Here is a 20,246-nt window from a genome sequence, read left to right as displayed (position 1 = left end):
AAGAGGCCTTCCAAAATCTCGTCGTCCACGGTAATCTGGTACTGAGCCATCCGGTATCCCTCCTGGTGAAGTGGTTTCTTCTCCGTCTCACATTCTACCAAAGAGGGCCGGATGGCTCATTTTATGTTACCTGGACCATCCGTTTTTACACATGATACCGGACACGACTGCCAGATCTATATTGACATCGCTGAAACCGCCGGGTATAATGAAGGCGAAAGGTGGCAACGGAGCCCCTGCGAGCCGTCTGCTCGTAGGGGCTTTCGCGTTTGTCGCGGGCAACGGCGCCCCTGTGAGTGAGTTTTCACTCACAGGGGCTTTTCTATTATTCACTTTACGGAGGGGGAGTCGATATATGTTAACCGGCTTGAAAAGGATGGCGACCGTCGGCCTGACCGCTGCGAGTCTGTGGATGCTTCCGGCCGTACCTGTCTTTGCTCAGGGAACGGCGCCCCCGGCCATCAACAGCGGCGACACCGCCTGGGTGCTCCTCTCCAGCGCCCTGGTCATGGCGATGGTCGTTCCTGGGCTGGCCTTTTTCTACGGCGGTCTGGTCAGCCAGCGAAACGCGCTGTCGACGTTGATGCACAGCTTTTTCATCCTCGCCCTCGTTGCGGTCCAGTGGGTCTTGATGGGATACACCCTCTCGTTTGGCCCCGACATCGGGGGCGTGATCGGCGGCCTGGACTTTCTGGGATTCAACGGCGTCGGGCAGGAACCCAACGGCTCCGCCACCATTCCCCATCTCGCCTTTGCCGCCTTCCAGGGCATGTTTGCCGCCATCACCGTAGCCCTGATCACGGGTGGCTTTGCCGAACGCATGCGCTTTCCGGCCTTTATCCTCTTCTCCTTGCTCTGGACCACCCTGGTCTATGACCCTCTCGCCCACTGGGTGTGGGGCGGCGGCTGGCTGGCGGGACTTGGCGCTCTCGACTTCGCCGGGGGGACCGTGGTGCACATCAGCTCAGGCGTTTCGGCCTTGGTGGCGGCGCTGGTCATCGGCAAGCGTTACGGTTATCCGGAGTCGCTTCGCCCGCCCCACAACCTCCCCTTCACGGTGTTGGGCGCCGCCTTGCTGTGGTTTGGCTGGTTCGGCTTCAACGCGGGCAGCGCGCTGGCCGCCAACGGTCTGGCCTCTCTTGCCTTCGTGGTGACCCACGCGGCTACGGGGGCCGCAACGCTGACCTGGGTGGCCGTCGAATGGACCCTCAAGGGCAAGCCCACCGTGCTGGGCGCCGCGACGGGGGCCATCGCCGGATTGGTGGCCATTACGCCGGCGGCAGGTTATGTGGACGTTTTGTCCTCCCTCGTCATCGGCGTGGGAGCGGGCCTGGTCGGGTATTGGGGCGTCAACTGGCTCAAAGCGAGATTGGGCGCGGATGACGCGCTGGATGTGTTCGGCGTGCACGGGCTGGTCGGGACCTGGGGCGCTCTGGCCACGGGGCTTTTCGCCAGCGAGGCGGTCAACCCGGCTGGGGCGAACGGACTCCTGTCCGGCAATCCGGCCCAGTTCGTGAATCAGGTCATCGGCGTCGTGGCGGCGTGGGCCATGGCGGCCGTCGGCACCTACGTGATTCTCAAGGTGGTGGGCGTCGTCACGCCGTTGCGGGTTTCCCGCGAAGAAGAGCTCGTCGGTTTGGACCAGACTCTGCACGGCGAGGAGGCTTACCATCTGTCCCCGACGGTATTTGGACATGCGTCATCCGCTTTCGGCATGGACTCGGCCGCGGCCAAAGCCGGGAATCCAGCGGACGCCCGCCCCTCGTCGTAGGTCGTAGTGGAGAGGGAAAGTCGTCGCAGAAGCGGGAATACGGGGTGTGAGGAGGCAGGCGTGCGATGAAAATGCTGACCGTCATCGTTCGGCCGGAGAAGTTTGGCGACATAGTGGCGGCGCTGCGGAGGGCAGGCGTGACAGGGATGACCGTCACGGAGGTGCGGGGGCAAGGGTATCAGAAAGAATTGCCCCAAATTTACCGGAGCCTGTCGTATCAGGCTGATTTTGTGCAGAAAGTCAAGATTGAAACCGTGGTGCCGGACGACCGCGTCGAGGAAGTCCTGCAGGCCGCCGTGGCGGCGGCCCGCACGGGTCGGGTGGGCGACGGCAAGGTGTTCATAACAGAGGTAATCGATGCGGTGCGCGTGCGCACCGGTGAAAGGGGCGATGCGGCCGTACTTGGTCCGGGAGCGGACATGTGAAATGAACGGAAGCGTGAATGGTTACTTTTACTTTGAAAGGAGAAAGTCGATGATGAGATGAGCGGAAAGACCGAACTGTACTTGGACGACGGAGCACAGGCGTTCGTCGCGGAAATCCTGACCCCCGGCCGGATCGGCCGCGCGGAGCGTTTCGCCTATGAACGGGTCAGGAGCGAATTGCCCGCGTTTTGGTGCGGTCGCCTATCTGTCTGGGATCCTCTTTTGCTCGAGCCGGCCCGGTGGAAAACGCGGGCCGGCATTTTTGATCAATAGAATCATGTCGCACGTTCTGGGTATTTTCGAAACAGGTGAATTTGGATCACGTATGGATAGTGCATGATCTGCTCGAGGGTCTGGCTTCCGGCGAAGGGGAGGACTCGCGCGATGTGTATGGGGCACAAGCCTGTTCCCGGAAAAGGGGCAGGTGATCCGCATGCTGGGCCATTCGGCGCGCCAGCTGCAGGCGCGGATCCAGGCTTGCTGGAATTTCTTGCGACGGGAACTGCTTCGGCGAGAGCCGGTTTGGTTCCGGAAAGGAGAAATGAGAGAGAAGCAGCTGGCGGGCGACAGCAGAGAAAGGGAGGATGTGAGAAACCATGGAAAAGATGCAGCTCCATCTAAACATCGTCTGGACGGTGACCGCTGGCCTTCTGGTCTTTTTGATGCAGGCGGGCTTTATGGCTTTGGAGGCGGGTCTGGTCAGGGCGAAAAATTCAATCCATGTTGTGATGAAAAACATGGCGGATATTGTCATCGTGGCCATCGTCTCCTGATTCCGTGAACAATCTCCCTTGATCCACCTTTCTTTAGAAGGCCGGTGAAAAACTCCTTCATTTTGAAGGAAAACCGGACCTATGGATCGAATTCATTCAATCAAAGCAAGCAAGCATCCCTTTCTCAAAAAGGAGATTCAAACATGCAGCCTCGACGATTGACTTCCCATCAACCCAAATGGTTTCAGCATTATGGATAAGGAAGCCCTCGTGCCACAAAATCACATCCTTCGCCAAATCGATCGTGTCCTGGACTTCTCTGCGATCCATGAGTGGGCTGCCCCGCTTGATTCGGAACGCACCGGACGTCCGGCCGTCGGTCCGGAACTCGTCATGCGGATCATCGGACTTGCTTACCTCTTCAACCCCTCTGAGCGGGACCTCTTTCAAACGCTCCCCATGCACGAATGGACGACGGGGCGGATATATCTCAACATGGACGAGGATGAGGCATGGAAGAAGGCGTAGCAGGCCTCGAGAGAATCCGCTCGGGCTTGTGCCAAAGCGGCCTAAGTGCTCACCGCTCCATTCGCCAAAGAGGACAATTTTACACACGATCTCGGACTTGACCCATCGATGAAGAGTGAACGATTAGTTTTCTATGTACTTATGTGTTTCAATATACGAAATAATTGTTTAGCTAAAGTAAAATGATAAATATTTTATATAAAAACCGCTTTAAAAAACGCGGTTTAAAGTGAACCTTTTTCCGTGTTTTCGCCTCTAACATGTTGACAGGCGTTATACAGGAAAAGAGCAATGTCCGTGAGAAGTGAGTTTTTGCAGGAAAGGAGCAGTAAACGTGGATGTAGCTCCTTTGCTTAGACGCATCCAGGAAGGCGATGAGCAGGCATTTGAACAGCTGATCGAGCGCTATAGCGGAAAAGCCCTACGCACAGCCTACCTCATGACGGGGCAGAAGGAAACTGCTGAAGACGCCGTTCAAGAAGCCTTTATCCAGTGCTACCTAAAATTACACAGTTTGCGTGACCCAGCGGATTTCGAAGCGTGGTTTTACCGAATCTTAACCAGGACTTGCTGGCGCCTTTCCGCCAAGGAAAAGAAGACAGTTTCGCTGGATTTCCTTTTAGAGAATGGTCAAGAACATATGGTTGAGGAAGGTTACACGGAGGATGATTTAAAGAATTGGGAGACAAGACAGTTGCTTAAGCGGGCGCTTAGCAAACTCAGTATCCCCTTGCGCACCACCGTGGTACTTCACTACTACAACGACCTTCCGATTAAAGAAATCGCTCGAGTGCTCGGCGAACGGGAAGGGACCATAAAATCCAGGTTGCACGCAGCTCGCAGGCAGCTATTCGATGAATTAAAGCGAATTGCTCCAGAGTTTTTTGCGGTAAGTAACTCTGATGAAGGGAGAGAAACAAATGAAGCAACTGAAGAAGGTCCAAGTCGCTTGGAGCAGGCAGGATTATCACAAGAAACTTGAAGCATGGCTGCGCTCGGCGATGGCTAAAGAAGCTGAGGGCATCCACGTAGATCCTAATTTTGCTCAAAGGATTAAGGCGAACCTCCCTGTGCATCAAGGAATAGGCCAAGGAAAAGGCAAAATCGTGTTTGCACGGTGGCGGAAAGCGGCTTTCGCAACCGTTTCTGCTGTGCTAATTATAGTATGTCTAATTTTTAGCCTTTCTCCGGAAGCCAGGGCCTGGGCTGACAAAGCAGTCATTTCCCCGATGCTTTCTGTTGCCTACAAGGTTATCCGCACGGAAGGGGGTTATAAGGCAACGAAATTGGATCATCCTGGAAATGATGGCGCTCGGTTCGGTGGTCTTGAGGAGGTAGAAGCAGGTCAAGCCAAACGCATTCCTGAGTTCTCTACGACCGCCGAGGCTCAAGCATACGTTGGCTTTTCCTTTCATCTGCCCACTTACCTGCCCTCAGGATATGAACGAATCTCTATGACCGGAGATAGACAGGAGGGAAGCGACCGGGGTTTCGTCAGTGTTATTTATGGCGTTCCTAGAGAGACCAGCAAAAAACTATACCTGACCATCAGCAATGAGCGTAACTTCTTTCGGGGCGATGATGCCGCGCAGGAAGTTAAGGTGCAGGGTAAAACGGCCTACTGGGCAGAGATCCCTGTCATGGAAATGAACCCCACAAGTATACAACCTACCGTAAAAGTGCGGCGCACGCTTACATGGGAGGACGAGGGGTTGGTTTACAAACTGGAAGATAGGAGTGGTACGTTGCCTTTAAAAGATATGCTCAGAGTTGCAGAGTCGCTTAGATAGCCGCTCGTTCTTCCTAGCACGCGCTTTAACTCGGGGAATTACGCCCCGGAAAGGGGGTGATGTACCAGCACGCGCTTTAAACTCGGGGCATTCCGTCTCGGAAAGGAGGTGATGCAAATGAAGAAAGGTGAACTGATCCGGGAAACGTTGTAGTGATAGAATGTATTTGAACTTTCTACCAGTAATCTTAAAAGTCAGGGAGGAGATAGCATGTATCCCAAAAAAGGCCGGTTAACATTAGCTCTGACCTTGGCGGTGATGGCCGTCCTTCTGGTGGGCACCAGCGTCGCATGGGCCAATAATATTGATCCTATAAAAAGAAATGTGGTTAAAAACAGCGATCAAAACCCGACGCCTCAGCAGATAGAGGATGATTCTGGCGGCGCCAAGTCCGGCAAACTCGAATCAAAAGCAGAAAACGATCCGGGCGAGTCAATGATCATCTTCGGAAAGATACATCAGGATGGCACCAGAGAACCAATTAAAGTCTTTAAGGGAGAGCGGCAGCTTAATGTAAAGGTCGTCTTTAATGCCAAGACAGGAGATGTGGATTTTGTTCCCGTTAAGAAAACAAGAATCAACAAAAACAATCTAACTCCCCAGAAAATAGAGGATGAGATTGGCGCTTTGAAGGCCAGCGAAAACATCACAATCCAAGAACAGACCGAGGTGAAGTCAGACGAGACTTCTGTTCATACTAGTGGTTCCACGACCGCTATCTGGCACAAAGCCAGGGCTGAAAACGCACGGATCGGATGGTACGCGGAAGCCTACTCGTCAAACTATGACGGCGGCGCAGGAGCTGAGTCTGACGGAGATTCGATCAGTGCCTGGTATTGGTAATTTCATGAAGAAGGTGGCAAAGCCACCTTTTTCTTTTGTGTGTCAGGTGTGGTAAGCGTCGAATCCACCGCACCTGGACGAGTTGTGTCCGATATCCCGTATAAAAACGGATGGCGATGCAGGAGGGGAGGGAAGAGTTAGAGTCCATCGCAGTGGTGTAAAATTCGTCGTCCCCCTTGACGACGAAGCCACCGTGCGTGTCTACTCAGCGAGACCAACACCAAACGTAGAAGGCACAAAACGATGGCTTCACTCAATAGCTTCGCAGTTCTCGAGTGGATTCGCAAGATGCAAGAGGTGGATCAGATCGACTTTTTGCCGGAGTAGAGGAAATCGGCGCCGAGCGCTACGAGCGGACGGAGAGCCGCGTCATGCAGCGAAATGAGTATCGTTCAAGCACCTGGGACACGCGCCTCGGGACAGTCAATTTGAAGATCCCGAAGCTCCGTCAGGGCAGCTTCTTTCCTTCGATTCTCGAGCCGAGACGTCGAGCGGAACAAGCGCTGGTCTCTGTTATCCAGGAAGCGTATGTGAAAGGCGTGAGCCCCCGCAAGGTCGATGACCGGGTGCGCGCATTGGACCTGGATGGCATCAGCAAAAGCGAGGTGTTACTCCTCTGCTGGCGCATCGATGAAGGGGTGCGTCAGTTCAAAGAGCGGCTGCGTGCAGAGCATGGCTTTGGTGATCGCGATCGGCGTCACGGACACCAGGGGGCGCGAAGTGCTTGGGTTCGATGTTGGAACGAGCAAAGACGGCGCGTTCTGGGTCAAGTCCGAGATCGTGTGTAAAATTGCCCTCTTTGGTGAATGGAGCGGTGAGCGCTTAGGTCGCTTTGGCACAAGCCTGAGCGGATTCTCTCGAGGCCTGCTGCGCCTTCTTCCATGCCTCCTCCTCGTCCATGTTGAGATATTTCCGCTCCGTCGTCCATTCTTCGTCGATTTCCATCAGGAACACCCCCAGCAGACGGATCGCCGATTCCCGGTTGGGGAAGATGCGCATGACGCATTCACGGCGCCGAATCTCTTCGCCCGGCCGTTCGACGCCGTTGGTCGTGCGTAAGCGCCGCCGATATCGCTCAGGTAAGAGCAAAACAGCGGTTCCATCATCAAACCCATCCTCCAACACCTGCACCGCCTTCGGTGCCTTCTCTCTGTAAGCCTCGACAAACGCCTCTTTGAGCAACCGTGCCGTCTTCAGATCAGGCGCATCGAGGATCGCGCGGACCTCTTGGTCCACCTCCTCCTCGATCGCCTTGGGCGTGGCGTCCAAGGAATCGCGCCCCTTGATTTAGACACTTTGTTCGGTCTCCCTATGTGATGTAGACCTTGCTTGTGCTCAGGGCTTCTTTGAGCATTTCTTGGGGCGTTTTGTCCCGCAGGCTTGAATGCAGCCGATGCTCGTTGTAGGTCCGGATCCGTTCGGCCAAAAGCGCATCGAGGGCTTCGATGCTCCTTGCTTCAAGCAGAAGGTCTTGATGCTCTGCTTTGAAACGCGAGAAGAAGGATTCGACGATGGGATTTTCCTTCGGTCCCCGCTGGCTGTACGACAGTCGCTGCCCTTCTTCAAGCAGCAGATGACCGACCCACGCGTGACTCAAGAGGGCGCCGCCCTGATCGTGATGGAGGATGGCTTTCGGGCGCTCTCTCTTTTGGGTCAGAATGAACGCTTTGGCCCGTTCCCAAGCCTGAAGCGCGGTCCGAACATCCGGCGAGAAAGAGATGGCATATCCGATCACCATGCGGGTCCGATGGTCCAGAATCGGCAAAAACCAAACCTTCCCGCCGCCATAGACAAGCTGCGTGAAATCGGTGGTGAGCCCCTCAAAGGCGTCCGGTTCCCGTTCGGAAAGAAGGCGAAGGGCGAGATTCGCCCGTTCCTTGGCCAGAACAAGCGTCTCGAGCAGCGGATTGGGCTTCGGTTTTCTCACCTTTCGCGTGAGGGAAAGCTCAAACGTGTGGAGAAGACGACGGACCCGCTTTCCATTGACGACCATTCCCCGTCGCCGAAGCTCGGCCTCGAGGCGGTGATCGCCGGACTCCGGATGTTCCCGAAGGATGGCTTCGATCTCAGCTTTGAGCGCTGCATCGGACTCCCTTCGTTTCTTCTCGGCTTCCTGGCGCTTTTTCTGGTCATACCACGTCGCTCGTGGAATGCCAAGCGTCTTGAGGAGAAACGGCAGGGGAGCCAGCCGCCTGGCCAGCGCCTCTTGCGCCAGACGGATGCGCTCCTGAAGCGGAAGTTGATCTCACTCCCCGCCCGAGGAAGTTTTTTAGGAGCGCGATTTCGACCTCCTTTTTGCCGAGGAGCTGTTCCAAATCACGAATGCGCTTCGGGGATCCTCTCTTTGTTCGGAGGTTCAAAGAGCTCGACGCCTTTTTCCAGGAGGGTAAGCTTTCCCTTCAAGAGGGTATTCGGATGAACGCCGTATTCCCGGGAGAGTTCGACGAGCGTTTTTTCGCCTTTGATCAGTTCCAAAGCCGCTTTGAATTGGATGGAGCCGGGGATGGATGTTGTTCGTTTCACGAGTCGCCCCTCCTTTGGCAGAAGGATACAACATAGTTTTAGCATTTGTCCAGTCTAAGGGGCGCATGACCGTGCCGGGCGAGGCCGTCACCTTGATCGATGGGACGCGTCGCGGCGAGGATGCCGAGGTGCCGGTGGACGGGAGCGTCGTCATCGGCGTGCCCGACTCCAGTCTGTCGGCGGCGACGGGGTACGCCGAGGCGAGCGGGCTTCCGTTTGATTTCGACCTGGTGAAAAACCGGTACGTCGGCCGCCCGTTCATCCGGCCGGAGGCGTCGGCGCGGGAGGCGGGGGTCCGGCGGAAGCTCGCGGTCCTCGAGCCGGTCGTCCGGGGGCGGTCGGTGATCGTCGTCGACGATTCGATCGTCCGGGGAACGACGATGCGGCGCATCGCCGGGCTTGTCCGGGAAGCCGACGTCCGGGCGGTGCACGTTCGCATCGCCGCGGAAGGATTCCGCTCGGCGGTTGGCGGCGGCGTCTGCCTCGGATGTTTTAGGGGATTTACCCGATGGCCGTCGGGTGAAACGGGATTGTCGTTTCGGCGGCGCTCGTGTACAATACAGTATACAACATAATGGTATAAAAACAGCGATTCGCCTCGCACGAACGGAGGGAGGTTGGCGCATGGTTGCGGTGAACGCCGAGACGGAGCTGTATGCCCTGTTCGGCTCGCCGGTGGCGCATTCTCTGTCGCCGGAAATGCAGACGGCCGCCCTCCGGGAACGGGGGCGAAACGCGGTCTACCTGGCCTTTGACGTCAAGCCCGATCGTCTCGAGGAGGCGGTGCGGGCGATTCGGGCCCTCGGCATTCGAGGGGCCAACGTCACCATCCCGCACAAAGAGGCGGTCATCCGCCATCTCGATGCCCTCGACGAAAGCGCCCGCCGCTACGGGGCGGTCAACACGGTCGTCGTCCGGGACGGCGCCCTCATCGGGCATAATACGGACGGTGAGGGTTACATCCGTTCGCTCGAGGAACTGTTTCTCATCGATTGGCCGGAGCAGCGGGTGCTCCTTCTCGGCACCGGCGGCGCGATGCGGGCGGTGGCGATCGCCGTGGCGCTCAAGGGCGTTCGCTCGATCACCCTCGTCAACCGGACCGAAGAACGGGCCCGGGCGCTGGCGGAGGAGCTTCACCGTCTCGGCGCGGCGGTCGAGGTGGAGCGGTGGGCGAACCGCCGGCATTTGACCGCCGACAAGACGCTCGTCATCAACGGCACGCCGCTCGGCATGGTGCCGCGGACGGACGAGTCGCCGCTTCCCCGGGAGGCGCTTCACCCGAATCTCATCGTAAGCGATCTCGTCTACAACCCGTTCAAGACTCGGCTCCTGCTCGACGCCGAGGCGGCGGGGGCCCGGGTGCATCCCGGCATCGGCATGCTCGTCCATCAGGGGGCGCTGGCATTCGAGCTCTGGACCGGCGAGCGGGCTCCGATTCCGGTCATGTACCAGGTCGCCCGGTCGAAGGTCGTTCACCTGAAAGAACCGGAAAGGGGAGCGCTGCCCCCCCTATCTCCCCGGGACGCCGTCGGCGAGGTTGCCGGTCGGTGAGGCGCATCGGGCTTTTCGGCGGGACGTTCGATCCGCCCCACTGGGGTCACCTCGTCGCCGCCGAACGGGCGGCCGACGCCCTCGGCCTCGAGGCGGTGTGGTTCGTGCCGAACCGCCTGCCGCCTCATAAGGATCCTCGTCTGCACGCGCCGGCGGAAGACCGGCTGGCGATGGTGCGGCTCGCGATCGAAGGGGCGCCGCGGTTTGCCGTCTCGACGGTGGAGCTGGAGCGGGACGGCCCGTCGTACACGATCGACACGGTGCGGCTCCTTCGGGCTCGGCATCCGGACGTCGCCTGGACGTTCATCGTGGGGGAAGATGCTTTTCGGAGCCTTCCGACGTGGAAGGAGGCGGCCGAGCTCGTCCGGCTCGTCGACTGGGCGGTCCTCCGCCGCTTCGACGATGGGGAGGGCCGGGCCGATCGGCCGGCGGATCCGGACGGCAAAAGGGAGGCCCTTGGGGAGGCTGAGCCGCCCCTCGACGGGGACTGGCCCGCCTTTTCCGGGCCGATCGCGGCTACCGTCGTCGAGATGCCCCGGATCGACCTGTCGTCGTCCCTCATCCGAACATGGGTTCGCGCCGGCCGCTCCATCCGCTTCCTCGTGCCGGAACCGGTCCGGCGCTACATCGTCGAGCGGGGGCTTTATCGCGAGCCGGCCCCCGAAAGCGTCTCTGACCGGGGGCGGCCCGCACGCTCGCATGAACTTTAGCCGCCGGAGCGGGACTTCTGCCCGGACGCGGGGCGGCCTTGGGACCGGGCCGGAAGAAGCGAGCGATGCGCCGGGCGAAAAGATGGCCGCGACGAGGGGACGGGCGCGGCGAGTAGACCGTCGCAGCGAGGAGCCTTGCGCCGGCGGATCGTCGGAAGAGGCAGGGGAAGACCCCGCGGGGAAGGTCTGCGAGGCCGGGGAGGGAAGAGCGTGGAGGCTTTGTTGGCGACGATCGAGGCGGAACTTCGGGCGGAACTCAGCCCGAAGCGTTACCGGCACGTCCTCGGCGTTGCGGAGACGGCCCGGAACCTTGCCCCTCGGGCCGGCGTGCCGGAAGACGAGGCGGTGTTGGCGGCGCTTCTCCACGACCGGTGTCGGGAGTGGCCGGCAGCGGAGCTGGAGGCCATCCTTCGCCGCTACCGGGACGTCGTCTGGCTGGACTACGCGCCGGTCATCTGGCACGGACCCGTCGCGTCGTACGTCGCCCGCGAGCGGTACGGCATCGAAAACGTCCGGGTGCTTGAGGCGATCTACTATCACACAACCGGCCGCGGGGCGATGAGCTCTCTCGATCTTGTCCTGTGGGTGGCGGATTATATCGAGCCGGGGCGGACCTTTCCCGAGGCCGACGTCGCCCGGAAGCTCGCCGAAACGGACCTGGAGGCCGCCTTTCGCTACGGTCTTTCGCGGTCGCTCATCGAGCTCATCGAACGGGGGGAAAAGATCCATCCGGCGATGTGGCAGGCCTACAACGCGATCGCAGGAAGGAGGGCATAAGTGGCGGAGCACACGCTGCCGGAAGAAGCGGCTTCGGCGCTGGCGCAGGCGGTGGCGGAGGCGCTTTTGAACAAAAAGGGGGAGGACGTCCGCATCCTTTCTCTTCGGGGGCTCAGCCTCATCGCCGACTACTTTGTCCTCGCCAGCGGCACGAGCCGTCCGCACGTCCAGGCGTTGTACGAAGCGGCCGTCGACGTTTTCCTCGAGCGGGGGATTCGGCCTCGGATTGAAGGGGCGGAGCACCGGCGCTGGGTGCTCGTCGACGGCGGCAGCGTCATCGTCCACGTGTTCCACGAGGAAGAACGGTCATACTACGGCCTCGAGCGGCTCTGGTCGGATGCTCCGGAAGTGCCGCTTCCGAGCCCGGCGCCGGCGCCATAAGAAACGCCTGTCTTGCGTCCGCCGCTCCGCGCGGCGCCGGCCGCTACCGGCGCCGGTGCCGGTCGAGGAGCGTCAGGACGGCGTCGTCCTCAAGCTGCGGGAAGTGGCGGTAGAACTGGCCGACGGCGTAAAACGGCTCCGGTTCGGCGAGGAGGACGATGCGGTCGGCCAAGGAGGCGAGGCGCTTTCGGGCTTCCGGCGGCGCGACGGGGGCGGCGACGAGGAGGCGGAGCTCCGGCCGGGCCGCTTTGAGCCACGCGAGAGCGGCGAGGACCGTCGCGCCGGTGGCGATGCCGTCGTCGACGACGATCGCCAGGTCGGTCGTATCCGGAGGTCCGGCGCCGTAGGCCGCAAGACGGCGGTGGACTTCTTCCCGCGCCCGGGCTTCTTCCGCCCGGAGGTCGTCCGGTCGAAGGCCGAGGGCCTCCAGAACGGCCGGCTGGTAGACGGCTTTGCCGTCGGGGCCGACGGCGCCGACGGCGAGCTCCGGTTGTCCCGGCGCGCCGATTTTGCGCACGACGAGGACGTCGAGGGGAAGGGCGAGGCGTTCGGCCATCGCCGCCGTGACGGCGACTCCGCCCCGGGGAATGCCGAGCAGGAGGGCGCGCCGCTGCTTCAGGTCCGGAACGGCCCGGCGGACGGCATCGGCGAGGCGCCGACCGGCGTCGGCGCGGTCGACGAAGCGGAACGGAGGCATCATCATCTTTTCACCGCTCCTTTTTGACCCTGGATTTTTTGACAACGCTGGCGCCGTTCGATACAATGGAAGGGCAGGCGGGCCAGCCCGCCCGGAGCGAACGTCGGGAGGATTCGAATCGAATATACGCGCAAACGCGATGACCGGGCGCCGCGCGGCGGCGGGCCCTCAGAGAGCCGGCGGTCGGTGCGAGCCGGTGGCCGGCGCCGCGCGTCCTCTCCCGGAAGTGGCCGGTTCGATGTCGGCCGGAAGGCCGGCGGAGGGCCGGACGTCTCCCGCGTTAAGGGAACGAGGGGCCGGCGGGTTCGCCGGCAAGAAGGGTGGTACCGCGGAGGTCGAGCGCCTTCGTCCCTTGGGGACGGGGGCGTTTTTTCATACCCCGAATCTATTTTCCCAGCTTTGGCGCTGCGCGCCAAGCGCGGGACGGACCAGAGGAGGGAGAATGCGTTGGCCGGACGAGAGCGTCACGCTTACGATCACCGGGCGATCGAGCGGAAGTGGCAGGCGTACTGGGAAGAACATCAGACGTTCCGCGTCGATGACGGGGACCGATCGAAACCGAAATATTACGTCCTGGATATGTTTCCCTACCCGTCCGGGTCGGGACTCCACGTCGGCCACGTCGAGGGGTACACGGCGACGGACATCGTCGCCCGGATGAAGCGGATGCAGGGGTACAACGTCCTTCACCCGATGGGGTGGGACGCCTTCGGCCTCCCGGCGGAGCAGTACGCCCTCGACACGGGGAACAACCCGCGGCACTTTACTCAGAAGAACATCGACAACTTCCGGCGGCAGCTCAAGTCCCTCGGCTTTTCGTACGACTGGAGCCGGGAGATCGACACGACCGATCCGAAGTACTACAAGTGGACGCAGTGGATTTTTCTCAAGCTGTATGAACGCGGCCTCGCCTACATGGCGGAGGTGCCGGTGAACTGGTGTCCGGCCCTCGGGACGGTGCTGGCCGACGAAGAGGTGATCGACGGCAAAAGCGAGCGGGGCGGCCATCCGGTCTACCGGGTGCCGATGCGGCAGTGGCTGCTTAAGATCACCGCCTACGCCGACCGGCTGCTCGAAGACCTCGAGAGCCTCGACTGGCCGGAGCACATCAAAGAGATGCAGCGGAACTGGATCGGCCGCTCCGACGGGGCGGAGATCGACTTTCCGCTCGAGGGGGGCGTCGGGACGGTGACGGTGTTCACGACCCGGCCCGATACGCTCTTCGGGGCGACGTACCTCGTCCTCGCGCCGGAACACCCTCTCGTCGACGCGATCACGACGCCGGATCGGCGGCCGGCGGTCGAGGCGTACCGGGAGGAAGTGCGCCGGAAGTCGGACCTCGAGCGAACGGACCTGAACAAAGCAAAAACCGGCGTCTTCACCGGCGGCTATGCCCTGCACCCGGTGACCGGAGCCAGGCTTCCGGTCTGGATCGCCGATTACGTCCTCGGCCATTACGGCACCGGGGCGATTATGGCCGTCCCGGGACACGACCAGCGGGACTGGGAGTTCGCCCGGGCGATGAACCTGCCGATCGTCGAGGTGGTCCGGGGCGGCAACCTCGATGAGGGGGCCTACACCGGCGATGGCGAGCACGTGAACTCGGATTTTCTGAACGGCCTCCGGAACGCCGAGGCGATCGAGACGATGATCCGCTGGCTGGAAGAACACGGCAAGGGCCGCCGCAAACGGCAGTACCGCCTGCGGGATTGGGTTTTCAGCCGGCAGCGGTACTGGGGCGAGCCGATTCCGATCCTCCACCTCGAGGACGGGACGACGAAGCCGGTGCCGGAGGCGGCGCTTCCGGTCATGCTTCCGGAGACGGACCACATCCGGCCGACCGGCACCGGCGAGTCGCCGCTCGCGAACATCGCTGAGTGGGTCGAGACGCTTGATCCCGAGACCGGAAAACGGGCCCGGCGGGAGACGAACACGATGCCCCAGTGGGCCGGAAGCTCGTGGTACTTCCTCCGCTTTGTCGATCCTCACAACGACGAGCGGCTCGCCGATCCGGAAAAGCTCGCCTACTGGCTGCCGGTCGACCTGTACGTCGGCGGGGCAGAACACGCGGTCCTCCATCTTCTGTATGCCCGCTTCTGGCACAAATTCCTCTACGACCTCGGCGTCGTGCCGACGAAGGAGCCGTTTCAAAAGCTCTTCAACCAGGGCATCATCCTCGGGGAAAACCACGAGAAGATGTCCAAATCCCGGGGCAACGTCATCAATCCGGACGAGATCGTCGAAAGCCACGGCGCCGATGCCCTTCGGCTCTACGAGATGTTCATGGGGCCGCTTGAGGCGACGAAGGCGTGGTCGATGGACGGGCTGGACGGTGCGCGACGCTTTCTCGACCGGGTGTGGAGGCTTATTGTCGCCGAAGACGGGACGCTTTCGCCGCGGATCCGGGAGACGGCGGAAGCCGACGACGCCTTGACCCGCCTGTACCACCAGACGGTGAAAAAGGTGACGGAAGACTACGAAGCCCTCCGATTCAACACGGCGATCAGCCAGCTCATGATCTTCGTCAACGAGGCGTCCCGCCGGGAGGCGCTCCCGAAGGCGTTCGTCGAGGGGTTCGTCAAGCTCCTCTATCCGGTGACGCCGCACCTCGGCGAGGAGCTCTGGGCGCGTCTCGGCCACACCGGCACGATCGCTTACGAACCGTGGCCGGCGTACGATCCGGCCGCCCTCGAAGCGCCGGAGGTGGAGGTCGTCGTCCAGATCGGCGGCCGGGTGCGGGGAAAGCTTGTCGTGCCGAAGGGGCTTCCGGAGGCGGAGCTCAGAGAACAGGCGCTTCGCCTGCCGGAGATCGAGCGGCATCTCGCCGGAAAGTCGCCGAAGAAGGTTGTCGTCGTGCCGGATAAGATCGTGAACATCGTCGTCTGACGGTCGGGCGAACAGGCCGGTGGAGGGCCGGGCGAAATCGTCGACCGATGGTCGGACGAACGGGCTTTGCGGCCGGACGAAAGCGCGGTGGGGAGGGGAAGCGGGATGTCCCGAGAGGCGGACGGCAGGCCGCGGTGGGAAGCGCGGACCGATTGGGGCTGGTTTGCCCTGACCGAGGCGCCGATCGACGTGGGGACGCTGTCGGCCTTCGTCACCCGGCCGGAGGTCGGGGCGGTCAACGTCTTTCTCGGCACCGTTCGGGAGTGGACGCGGGGGCGGCGGACGCTTTATCTCGTCTACGAGGCGTATGAGGCGATGGCGCTTCGGCTGCTTCAGACGCTCGGGGAGGAAGTGCGGAGGGAGCATCCCGGCGCGCGGGTGGCGGTGCATCACCGCCTCGGCCGGCTGGAAATCGGCGAGATCGCCGTCGCCATCGCCGTCGGCACGCCGCACCGGGACGCCGCCTACGCCGGAAGCCGGCACATCATCGAGCGGATCAAGGAAATGGTGCCGATCTGGAAAAAAGAATTCTGGGAGGACGGATCGTTCTGGGTCGGCGACCAGCTGGAACGGATCCCGTATCCCGACGGTCGGCCGCCGGAGGGGCCCGAAGGATGAGGCGGCCCGCCGGCGGCCTTGGCCGATCTGGCGGAGCGGCGATTTGGCGGCAGGAGGAGGGACGGAGATGGGGCCGGAGTCGGATCGGCCGCAGCCGTGGCGGGAGCACCTCGCCGAGCTCCGGCGGCGGCTCATCTGGTCGCTCGTCGTGCTTCTCGGGATGACGGTCGCTGCCCTGGTCCTGGCGCCCGTTTTCTTTCGGTGGCTTCGGCCGCCGGGGATCGAGTGGTACGCCTTTTCGCCGATGGATACGCTGGCGACGTTTCTCAAGGTGTCGCTGGCGTTCGGCTTTTTTTTAAGTTTGCCCTTTGTGCTGTATCAGATCTGGGCCTTCGTCCGGCCGGGGCTCACGGAGCGGGAAGCCCGGGCGGCCCTCCGGCTCATCCCGGCGTCGTTTGCCCTGTTTCTCGTCGGGGTCGCCCTGGGGTATGCCGTCCTCTTTCCGGCCCTCGTTCGGGCGCTCATGCGCCTGAACGCCTTTTTGGGCCTCGAGCTCGTCCTGGGCGTTCGACCCTATCTGGAGCTTCTCGTCCGCGTGCTCCTTGCCGCCGGCGCGGTGTTTGAGCTTCCGCTCGTGATGATCTTTCTCGCTTCGGTGGGGCTCCTTCCGCCGGAGCGGCTGAAAAAAAGCCGGCCGACGGCGTATTTTGTCCTTATCGTCGCAAGTTGGCTTTTCGCGCCGGGCGACTGGGTGAGTTTTCTTCTGCTCGTCCTGCCGCTTCTCGTGCTGTACGAGCTGTCGGCGCTTTTGATCCGGCTGGCGTTCCGCCGGCGCGTCGCGTCCGGGGTCGGATGAGCCGGCGTCGGCGACGCGAAGCGGGTCGGATCGGGAGCGGGATGGGGCGAAGAGGGGAGGGACGGCGATGAACGGGAAGAACGGAGGTCTGGATCGTTCGACGGTGACGGTGCTTTTGTTTGCCGGGCTGGGGGAGAAGGTCGGCCGAACGCTTTCGTGGCCGTGGCGGGAGGGGCTTACGGTGGCGGAGCTTCTCGACGAGCTCGCCGCCCGTTATCCGGAGGTGGCGGTGTACCGGCCGACGGTGATGACGGCGGTGAACGCCGCCTACCGCCCGGTCGATCATCCGCTTCGGCCGGGCGACGAAGTGGCGCTCATCCCGCCGGTGAGCGGCGGTTGAGGCGCCGGACATCCGGGCACCGTTTCGATGCCGGCGCGGTGCGCCGGGCGTGGGCGCTTGCGCTTTTGTTCGGGGCGCTCTGGCTCTGCCTGGGCGGCTGTCAGAACGGGCCATCTCCCGGCGCGCCGCCGAAGGGAGCGGATGACGGGGCGGATCGGGAAGCCGCGGCGATTCGACTCGTCGATGCCACCGGTGCCGAAGTGGCGCTTCCGGCGCCGGCCCGGCGGGTGGTGACGCTCCTTCCGAGCCTGACGGAGACGGTGGCGGCGGTGGCCGGCGTCGGGCCCCTCGTCGGGGTGACGGCAAACGACACGTACCCGCCGGAGGTGCGAACGCTTCCGACCGTCGGCGACATGGCCGTCGATCCGGAGCGGGTGGCGGCCCTGCGGCCGGATCTCGTCCTCGCCGGCCGCTTTCATGGGACGACCGTCGTTCCGGCGCTCCGGCGCCTCGGAATCCCGGTGTTCGTCGAGGAGGAAAACGCCCGCACGTTCGACGACGTCTACCGAACGATCCGGAACGTCGCCGCGCTCCTCGGCGAAGGGAAGCGGGGCGAGGCGCTCGTCGCCCGGCTTTCGTCCCGGGTGCAGGCGATCGAAAAAGCGGTGCGGGCGGTGCCGGAGGCGGAGCGAAAGACGGCGTTCGTCCTCCTTTCGCCGCCGCCGGACGTGTATACGGCCGGCGGCGACACGTTCATCGGCGCGGTGCTCCGGGCGGCCGGGGTCATGAACGTCGCCGAGGCGGCGGAGGGCTGGCCTCTCTGGTCGGCAGAAGACGTCGTCCGGGCCGATCCGGACGTGCTCCTCCTCGTCGTCGGGGAGGGGGAAGCGAAGCGGTGGATCGAGGCGCTCAGGCGGTCGCCCGGCCTGTCTACCCTGCGGGCGGTGCGGGAAAGCCGCGTTGTCACGATCGACGCCGACCGGATCAGCCGGCCGGGACCGCGCCTCGTGGAGGCGCTCGTCGAGGTGGTTCGGGCGGTTTATCCCGACGTCGTCGTGCCGGAAGGGGTCGGCGGCGGATGAGCCGCCGGCGGATCGCGCTCGGGTACGCCGGCTTCGGGCTTTTTGCCCTGGCGGCGATCGCCGCCGGTCTGTGGTGGGGCGCCGCGCGGCTGGATGCGGCGCCGCCCGGGACGCCGGAGGGAGAATGGATCCGGCGGATCGTCTGGGAACTTCGGGCGCCGCGGGTGCTCACGGCCTTCTGGGCGGGGGCGGCGCTCGGGCTTGCCGGTTCCGCCCTTCAGGCGCTTTTTCAAAATGCCCTCGCCGAGCCCTATACGCTCGGCGTGTCGTCCGGCGCGGCGTTCGGCGCGGCGCTTTTTTTCGCCTTGGGCGGGGCATCCGGCCTCGGGGCCGGCGGAACGGCGCTCGCCGGCGCCGCCGCCGCGCTCTTTTTGGTGCAGCTTCTTGTGCGGCTTTCTCGCCGGCCGTCGGCGGAGGGGCTCATCCTCGCCGGGGCGGCGGCGAACGCTTTTTTCGGCGCGCTGGTGTCGCTTCTCATGGTGTTCGCCGGCGAGGAGCTTCGAGCGATCGTGTACTGGCTGTTCGGGAGCGTTGCCGGCCGATCGTGGCCGACGGCCCTCGGCCTCGGTGGGCTGGTTGCCGCCGGTTTTGTCGGCCTGTACGCCGAGCGGCGAAGGCTCGACGCCCTGTTGTTCGGTGAAACGGCGGCGCTCGCCGTCGGCGTCGACGTCGTCACGCTCAGGCGGCGGGTCGCCTTTCTCGCTTCTGCCCTCGCCGCCGGTGTGGTCGCCGCCGCCGGCGTCATCGGCTTTGTCGGCCTCGTCGCACCGCACGTCGTCCGCCGCTTCGGGGCGCCGATGCACCGGCATCTTCTTCCGCTCGCGGCGCTCTTCGGCGGCGGATGGCTCGTCGCCGCCGACCTCATCGCTCGGCGGGCGCTGGCGCCCCGGGAGCTGCCCCTCGGCGTCGTGACGGCGCTGATCGGGGCGCCGCTTTTTGCCTGGCTCCTCGTCCGAAGGGAGGCGCTTTCGGGAGACGATCGCGATGCGCGATGAAGGTAGGACGCAGGCGGCGATTCTCGCCGTGCGAGGAATCGGAGCGTCGGTCGGGGGGCGAACGCTTTTTTCCGACCTCGACTGGGCGCTCTATCCCGGCGAGGTCTGGGCCGTCGTCGGTCCGAACGGCGCCGGGAAAACGACGTTTCTCGCGCTCCTCGCCGGGCTCAGGCGACCGGATGCCGGCGAAGTCACCCTCCGGGGCCGGCCCCTTCGGCGCCTCCGGCGGGAGGAGATCGCCCGGCACGTGGCGTACGTGCCCCAGTCTCCCGGCTCAGGGCCGCTTTCCCTGGAGGAGTTCCTCGCCCTTGGCGGGCTTGCGTCCGGGCTGGCCGGCGCGGCGCTTCGTCGACGGGTGGAACAGGCGGCCGAGCGGTTCGGCCTCGGGGGCAGGCTGAAGCTCCCGGTGCAGGCGCTATCGGGCGGGGAGCGGCGCCGGGCGTATCTCGCCCGGGCGGAGGTGCAGGACGCCGCCGCGTATTTGCTCGATGAGCCGGCGGCCGACCTGGATGTGCGGGCGGCGTGGGAGATGTTCGGCCGGATCCGGGCATGGGCGGCGGAAGGACGCGGCGTGGTGTTCGTCACCCACGACGTCAACGCGGCGGCGCTCGTCGCGGACCGGGTGCTCCTTTTCGGCGGTCGGCGCGACGCTGCTTTGCCGGTGACCGAACCAGGGCGGCCCTCTCCGGCGGCCGAAGCCGGGCTGCCGGACCCGGCGCCGGCGCCCACCCCGGCGGTCCTTCACCCGACGGCCCTTCAGGCGGAGGCGATCGAAGGCGCCTTTGGCCTGAGGCCGGTTCCGGTCCGGCATCCGCTGGCAAACGTGCCGCAGTTTCTGTATCCTCCCATTCGACCCGGTCCATACTAACGGTGCACAAGC

The 20,246-nt window shown here is 63.1% G+C and carries 23 protein-coding genes and 2 pseudogenes; 21 read left to right on the top strand and 4 right to left on the bottom strand.

Annotated features, from left to right (window positions below; genetic code table 11):
* Window positions 1–355: 355 nt before the first annotated feature.
* From SA87_RS09250 to SA87_RS12765, 9 genes and pseudogenes are all read left to right on the top strand, one after another.
* The gene (locus SA87_RS09250; protein WP_245637700.1) at window positions 356–1,771 is read left to right on the top strand and encodes an ammonium transporter; all 1,416 of its coding nucleotides are present in this window, start codon (window positions 356–358) and stop codon (window positions 1,769–1,771) included.
* 65 nt (window positions 1,772–1,836) lie between these two features.
* A complete protein-coding gene (locus SA87_RS09245; protein ID WP_066202268.1) occupies window positions 1,837–2,196 on the top strand; it encodes a P-II family nitrogen regulator in 360 nt (119 codons plus the stop codon).
* 57 nt (window positions 2,197–2,253) lie between these two features.
* Window positions 2,254–2,469: an urease accessory protein UreD gene (locus SA87_RS14445; protein WP_066202263.1), complete on the top strand. Its 216-nt coding sequence runs from the start codon at window positions 2,254–2,256 to the stop codon at window positions 2,467–2,469.
* A gap of 323 nt (window positions 2,470–2,792) precedes the next feature.
* Window positions 2,793–2,969, top strand: coding sequence for an ammonium transporter (locus tag SA87_RS13280; protein WP_156423598.1), 177 nt, complete (start codon window positions 2,793–2,795; stop codon window positions 2,967–2,969).
* 192 nt (window positions 2,970–3,161) lie between these two features.
* Window positions 3,162–3,437 carry a transposase gene (locus SA87_RS09235; RefSeq protein ID WP_066202261.1) on the top strand — a complete coding sequence of 92 codons (276 nt, stop codon included), beginning with the start codon at window positions 3,162–3,164 and terminating at the stop codon, window positions 3,435–3,437.
* A 334-nt stretch (window positions 3,438–3,771) separates the two neighbouring features.
* On the top strand, window positions 3,772–4,419 hold the full coding sequence (locus SA87_RS09230) for an RNA polymerase sigma factor (protein ID WP_066202259.1): 648 nt from the start codon (window positions 3,772–3,774) through the stop codon (window positions 4,417–4,419).
* Entirely contained in the window at window positions 4,358–5,227 is an 870-nt protein-coding gene (locus SA87_RS13275) for a DUF4367 domain-containing protein (RefSeq protein WP_169793322.1), read from the top strand. Before SA87_RS09230 ends, SA87_RS13275 begins: the two co-directional genes overlap by 62 nt.
* A 210-nt stretch (window positions 5,228–5,437) precedes the next feature.
* Window positions 5,438–6,070: a hypothetical protein gene (locus tag SA87_RS13270; RefSeq protein ID WP_156423600.1), complete on the top strand. Its 633-nt coding sequence runs from the start codon at window positions 5,438–5,440 to the stop codon at window positions 6,068–6,070.
* Window positions 6,071–6,358: 288 nt separating this feature from the next.
* Window positions 6,359–6,838 (top strand): annotated as a pseudogene (locus SA87_RS12765) (transposase); the annotation flags it as partial.
* A gap of 54 nt (window positions 6,839–6,892) precedes the next feature.
* On the opposite strand, the pseudogene SA87_RS09215 reads toward SA87_RS12765, so the two are convergent.
* The 3 genes and pseudogenes from SA87_RS09215 to SA87_RS13265 form a co-directional block, all read right to left on the bottom strand.
* Window positions 6,893–7,348, bottom strand: a pseudogene (locus tag SA87_RS09215) (transposase); the annotation flags it as partial.
* 31 nt (window positions 7,349–7,379) lie between these two features.
* Window positions 7,380–8,249, bottom strand: a complete 870-nt coding sequence (locus tag SA87_RS09210; protein WP_281180931.1) for an IS3 family transposase — start codon at window positions 8,247–8,249, stop codon at window positions 7,380–7,382.
* Window positions 8,250–8,386: 137 nt separating this feature from the next.
* Window positions 8,387–8,593, bottom strand: coding sequence for a hypothetical protein (locus SA87_RS13265; protein WP_066202248.1), 207 nt, complete (start codon window positions 8,591–8,593; stop codon window positions 8,387–8,389).
* Between the two features lie 65 nt (window positions 8,594–8,658).
* Between SA87_RS13265 and SA87_RS09200 the strand changes: the two genes are divergently transcribed.
* The 5 genes from SA87_RS09200 to rsfS all read left to right on the top strand — a co-directional run bounded on the left by SA87_RS09200 (window position 8,659) and on the right by rsfS (window position 12,012).
* Window positions 8,659–9,168, top strand: a complete 510-nt coding sequence (locus SA87_RS09200; RefSeq protein ID WP_066202246.1) for a phosphoribosyltransferase family protein — start codon at window positions 8,659–8,661, stop codon at window positions 9,166–9,168.
* A 49-nt stretch (window positions 9,169–9,217) separates the two neighbouring features.
* A complete protein-coding gene (locus SA87_RS09195) occupies window positions 9,218–10,144 on the top strand; it encodes a shikimate dehydrogenase (RefSeq protein ID WP_066202244.1) in 927 nt (308 codons plus the stop codon).
* Window positions 10,141–10,854 carry a nicotinate-nucleotide adenylyltransferase gene (nadD, locus tag SA87_RS09190; protein WP_066202242.1) on the top strand — a complete coding sequence of 238 codons (714 nt, stop codon included), beginning with the start codon at window positions 10,141–10,143 and terminating at the stop codon, window positions 10,852–10,854. Before SA87_RS09195 ends, nadD begins: the two co-directional genes overlap by 4 nt.
* A 210-nt stretch (window positions 10,855–11,064) precedes the next feature.
* Complete coding sequence (yqeK, locus tag SA87_RS09185) at window positions 11,065–11,631, top strand: bis(5'-nucleosyl)-tetraphosphatase (symmetrical) YqeK (RefSeq protein ID WP_169816948.1); 567 nt, start codon at window positions 11,065–11,067, stop codon at window positions 11,629–11,631.
* Entirely contained in the window at window positions 11,632–12,012 is a 381-nt protein-coding gene (gene rsfS / locus SA87_RS09180; protein ID WP_245637698.1) for a ribosome silencing factor, read from the top strand.
* A gap of 43 nt (window positions 12,013–12,055) precedes the next feature.
* Here rsfS and SA87_RS09175 read toward each other — a convergent pair whose 3' ends face one another.
* Window positions 12,056–12,715: a phosphoribosyltransferase gene (locus SA87_RS09175; RefSeq protein WP_156516523.1), complete on the bottom strand. Its 660-nt coding sequence runs from the start codon at window positions 12,713–12,715 to the stop codon at window positions 12,056–12,058.
* Between the two features lie 441 nt (window positions 12,716–13,156).
* On the opposite strand from SA87_RS09175, the gene leuS reads away from it, so the two are divergent.
* From leuS to SA87_RS09140, 7 genes are all read left to right on the top strand, one after another.
* Window positions 13,157–15,595, top strand: a complete 2,439-nt coding sequence (gene leuS, locus SA87_RS09170; RefSeq protein WP_066202239.1) for a leucine--tRNA ligase — start codon at window positions 13,157–13,159, stop codon at window positions 15,593–15,595.
* Between the two features lie 105 nt (window positions 15,596–15,700).
* The gene (locus SA87_RS09165; RefSeq protein WP_066202237.1) at window positions 15,701–16,213 is read left to right on the top strand and encodes a molybdenum cofactor biosynthesis protein MoaE; all 513 of its coding nucleotides are present in this window, start codon (window positions 15,701–15,703) and stop codon (window positions 16,211–16,213) included.
* 67 nt (window positions 16,214–16,280) lie between these two features.
* On the top strand, window positions 16,281–17,009 hold the full coding sequence (gene tatC / locus SA87_RS09160; protein ID WP_066202235.1) for a twin-arginine translocase subunit TatC: 729 nt from the start codon (window positions 16,281–16,283) through the stop codon (window positions 17,007–17,009).
* A 67-nt stretch (window positions 17,010–17,076) separates the two neighbouring features.
* Window positions 17,077–17,349, top strand: coding sequence for a MoaD/ThiS family protein (locus SA87_RS09155; RefSeq protein WP_066202233.1), 273 nt, complete (start codon window positions 17,077–17,079; stop codon window positions 17,347–17,349).
* Between the two features lie 38 nt (window positions 17,350–17,387).
* A complete protein-coding gene (locus SA87_RS09150; RefSeq protein ID WP_066202230.1) occupies window positions 17,388–18,371 on the top strand; it encodes an ABC transporter substrate-binding protein in 984 nt (327 codons plus the stop codon).
* On the top strand, window positions 18,368–19,366 hold the full coding sequence (locus SA87_RS09145) for a FecCD family ABC transporter permease (protein WP_066202228.1): 999 nt from the start codon (window positions 18,368–18,370) through the stop codon (window positions 19,364–19,366). The genes SA87_RS09150 and SA87_RS09145 overlap by 4 nt, the downstream gene beginning before the upstream one ends.
* Window positions 19,356–20,234 carry an ABC transporter ATP-binding protein gene (locus SA87_RS09140; RefSeq protein WP_066202226.1) on the top strand — a complete coding sequence of 293 codons (879 nt, stop codon included), beginning with the start codon at window positions 19,356–19,358 and terminating at the stop codon, window positions 20,232–20,234. Before SA87_RS09145 ends, SA87_RS09140 begins: the two co-directional genes overlap by 11 nt.
* Window positions 20,235–20,246: the final 12 nt, after the last annotated feature.

The organism is Hydrogenibacillus schlegelii, assembly GCF_001653195.1.
In the GTDB taxonomy this organism is placed as follows: domain Bacteria; phylum Bacillota; class Bacilli; order Thermicanales; family DSM-22653; genus Hydrogenibacillus; species Hydrogenibacillus schlegelii.
This window is presented reverse-complemented; position numbering and strand designations above follow the sequence as displayed.

What these genes read in the sequence shown, in the direction of transcription:
- SA87_RS09250 (WP_245637700.1), top strand. Translation starts at nt 356, where the DNA reads ATGTTAACCGGCTTGAAAAGGATGGCGACCGTCGGCCTGACCGCTGCG.
- SA87_RS09245 (WP_066202268.1), top strand. Translation starts at nt 1,837, where the DNA reads ATGAAAATGCTGACCGTCATCGTTCGGCCGGAGAAGTTTGGCGACATA.
- SA87_RS14445 (WP_066202263.1), top strand. Translation starts at nt 2,254, where the DNA reads ATGAGCGGAAAGACCGAACTGTACTTGGACGACGGAGCACAGGCGTTC.
- SA87_RS13280 (WP_156423598.1), top strand. Translation starts at nt 2,793, where the DNA reads ATGGAAAAGATGCAGCTCCATCTAAACATCGTCTGGACGGTGACCGCT.
- SA87_RS09235 (WP_066202261.1), top strand. Translation starts at nt 3,162, where the DNA reads ATGGATAAGGAAGCCCTCGTGCCACAAAATCACATCCTTCGCCAAATC.
- SA87_RS13275 (WP_169793322.1), top strand. Translation starts at nt 4,358, where the DNA reads ATGAAGCAACTGAAGAAGGTCCAAGTCGCTTGGAGCAGGCAGGATTAT.
- SA87_RS13270 (WP_156423600.1), top strand. Translation starts at nt 5,438, where the DNA reads ATGTATCCCAAAAAAGGCCGGTTAACATTAGCTCTGACCTTGGCGGTG.
- SA87_RS09200 (WP_066202246.1), top strand. Translation starts at nt 8,659, where the DNA reads ATGACCGTGCCGGGCGAGGCCGTCACCTTGATCGATGGGACGCGTCGC.
- SA87_RS09195 (WP_066202244.1), top strand. Translation starts at nt 9,218, where the DNA reads ATGGTTGCGGTGAACGCCGAGACGGAGCTGTATGCCCTGTTCGGCTCG.
- SA87_RS09175 (WP_156516523.1), bottom strand. Translation starts at nt 12,715, where the DNA reads ATGATGATGCCTCCGTTCCGCTTCGTCGACCGCGCCGACGCCGGTCGG.
- SA87_RS09165 (WP_066202237.1), top strand. Translation starts at nt 15,701, where the DNA reads ATGTCCCGAGAGGCGGACGGCAGGCCGCGGTGGGAAGCGCGGACCGAT.
- tatC (WP_066202235.1), top strand. Translation starts at nt 16,281, where the DNA reads ATGGGGCCGGAGTCGGATCGGCCGCAGCCGTGGCGGGAGCACCTCGCC.
- SA87_RS09155 (WP_066202233.1), top strand. Translation starts at nt 17,077, where the DNA reads ATGAACGGGAAGAACGGAGGTCTGGATCGTTCGACGGTGACGGTGCTT.
- SA87_RS09145 (WP_066202228.1), top strand. Translation starts at nt 18,368, where the DNA reads ATGAGCCGCCGGCGGATCGCGCTCGGGTACGCCGGCTTCGGGCTTTTT.
- SA87_RS09140 (WP_066202226.1), top strand. Translation starts at nt 19,356, where the DNA reads ATGCGCGATGAAGGTAGGACGCAGGCGGCGATTCTCGCCGTGCGAGGA.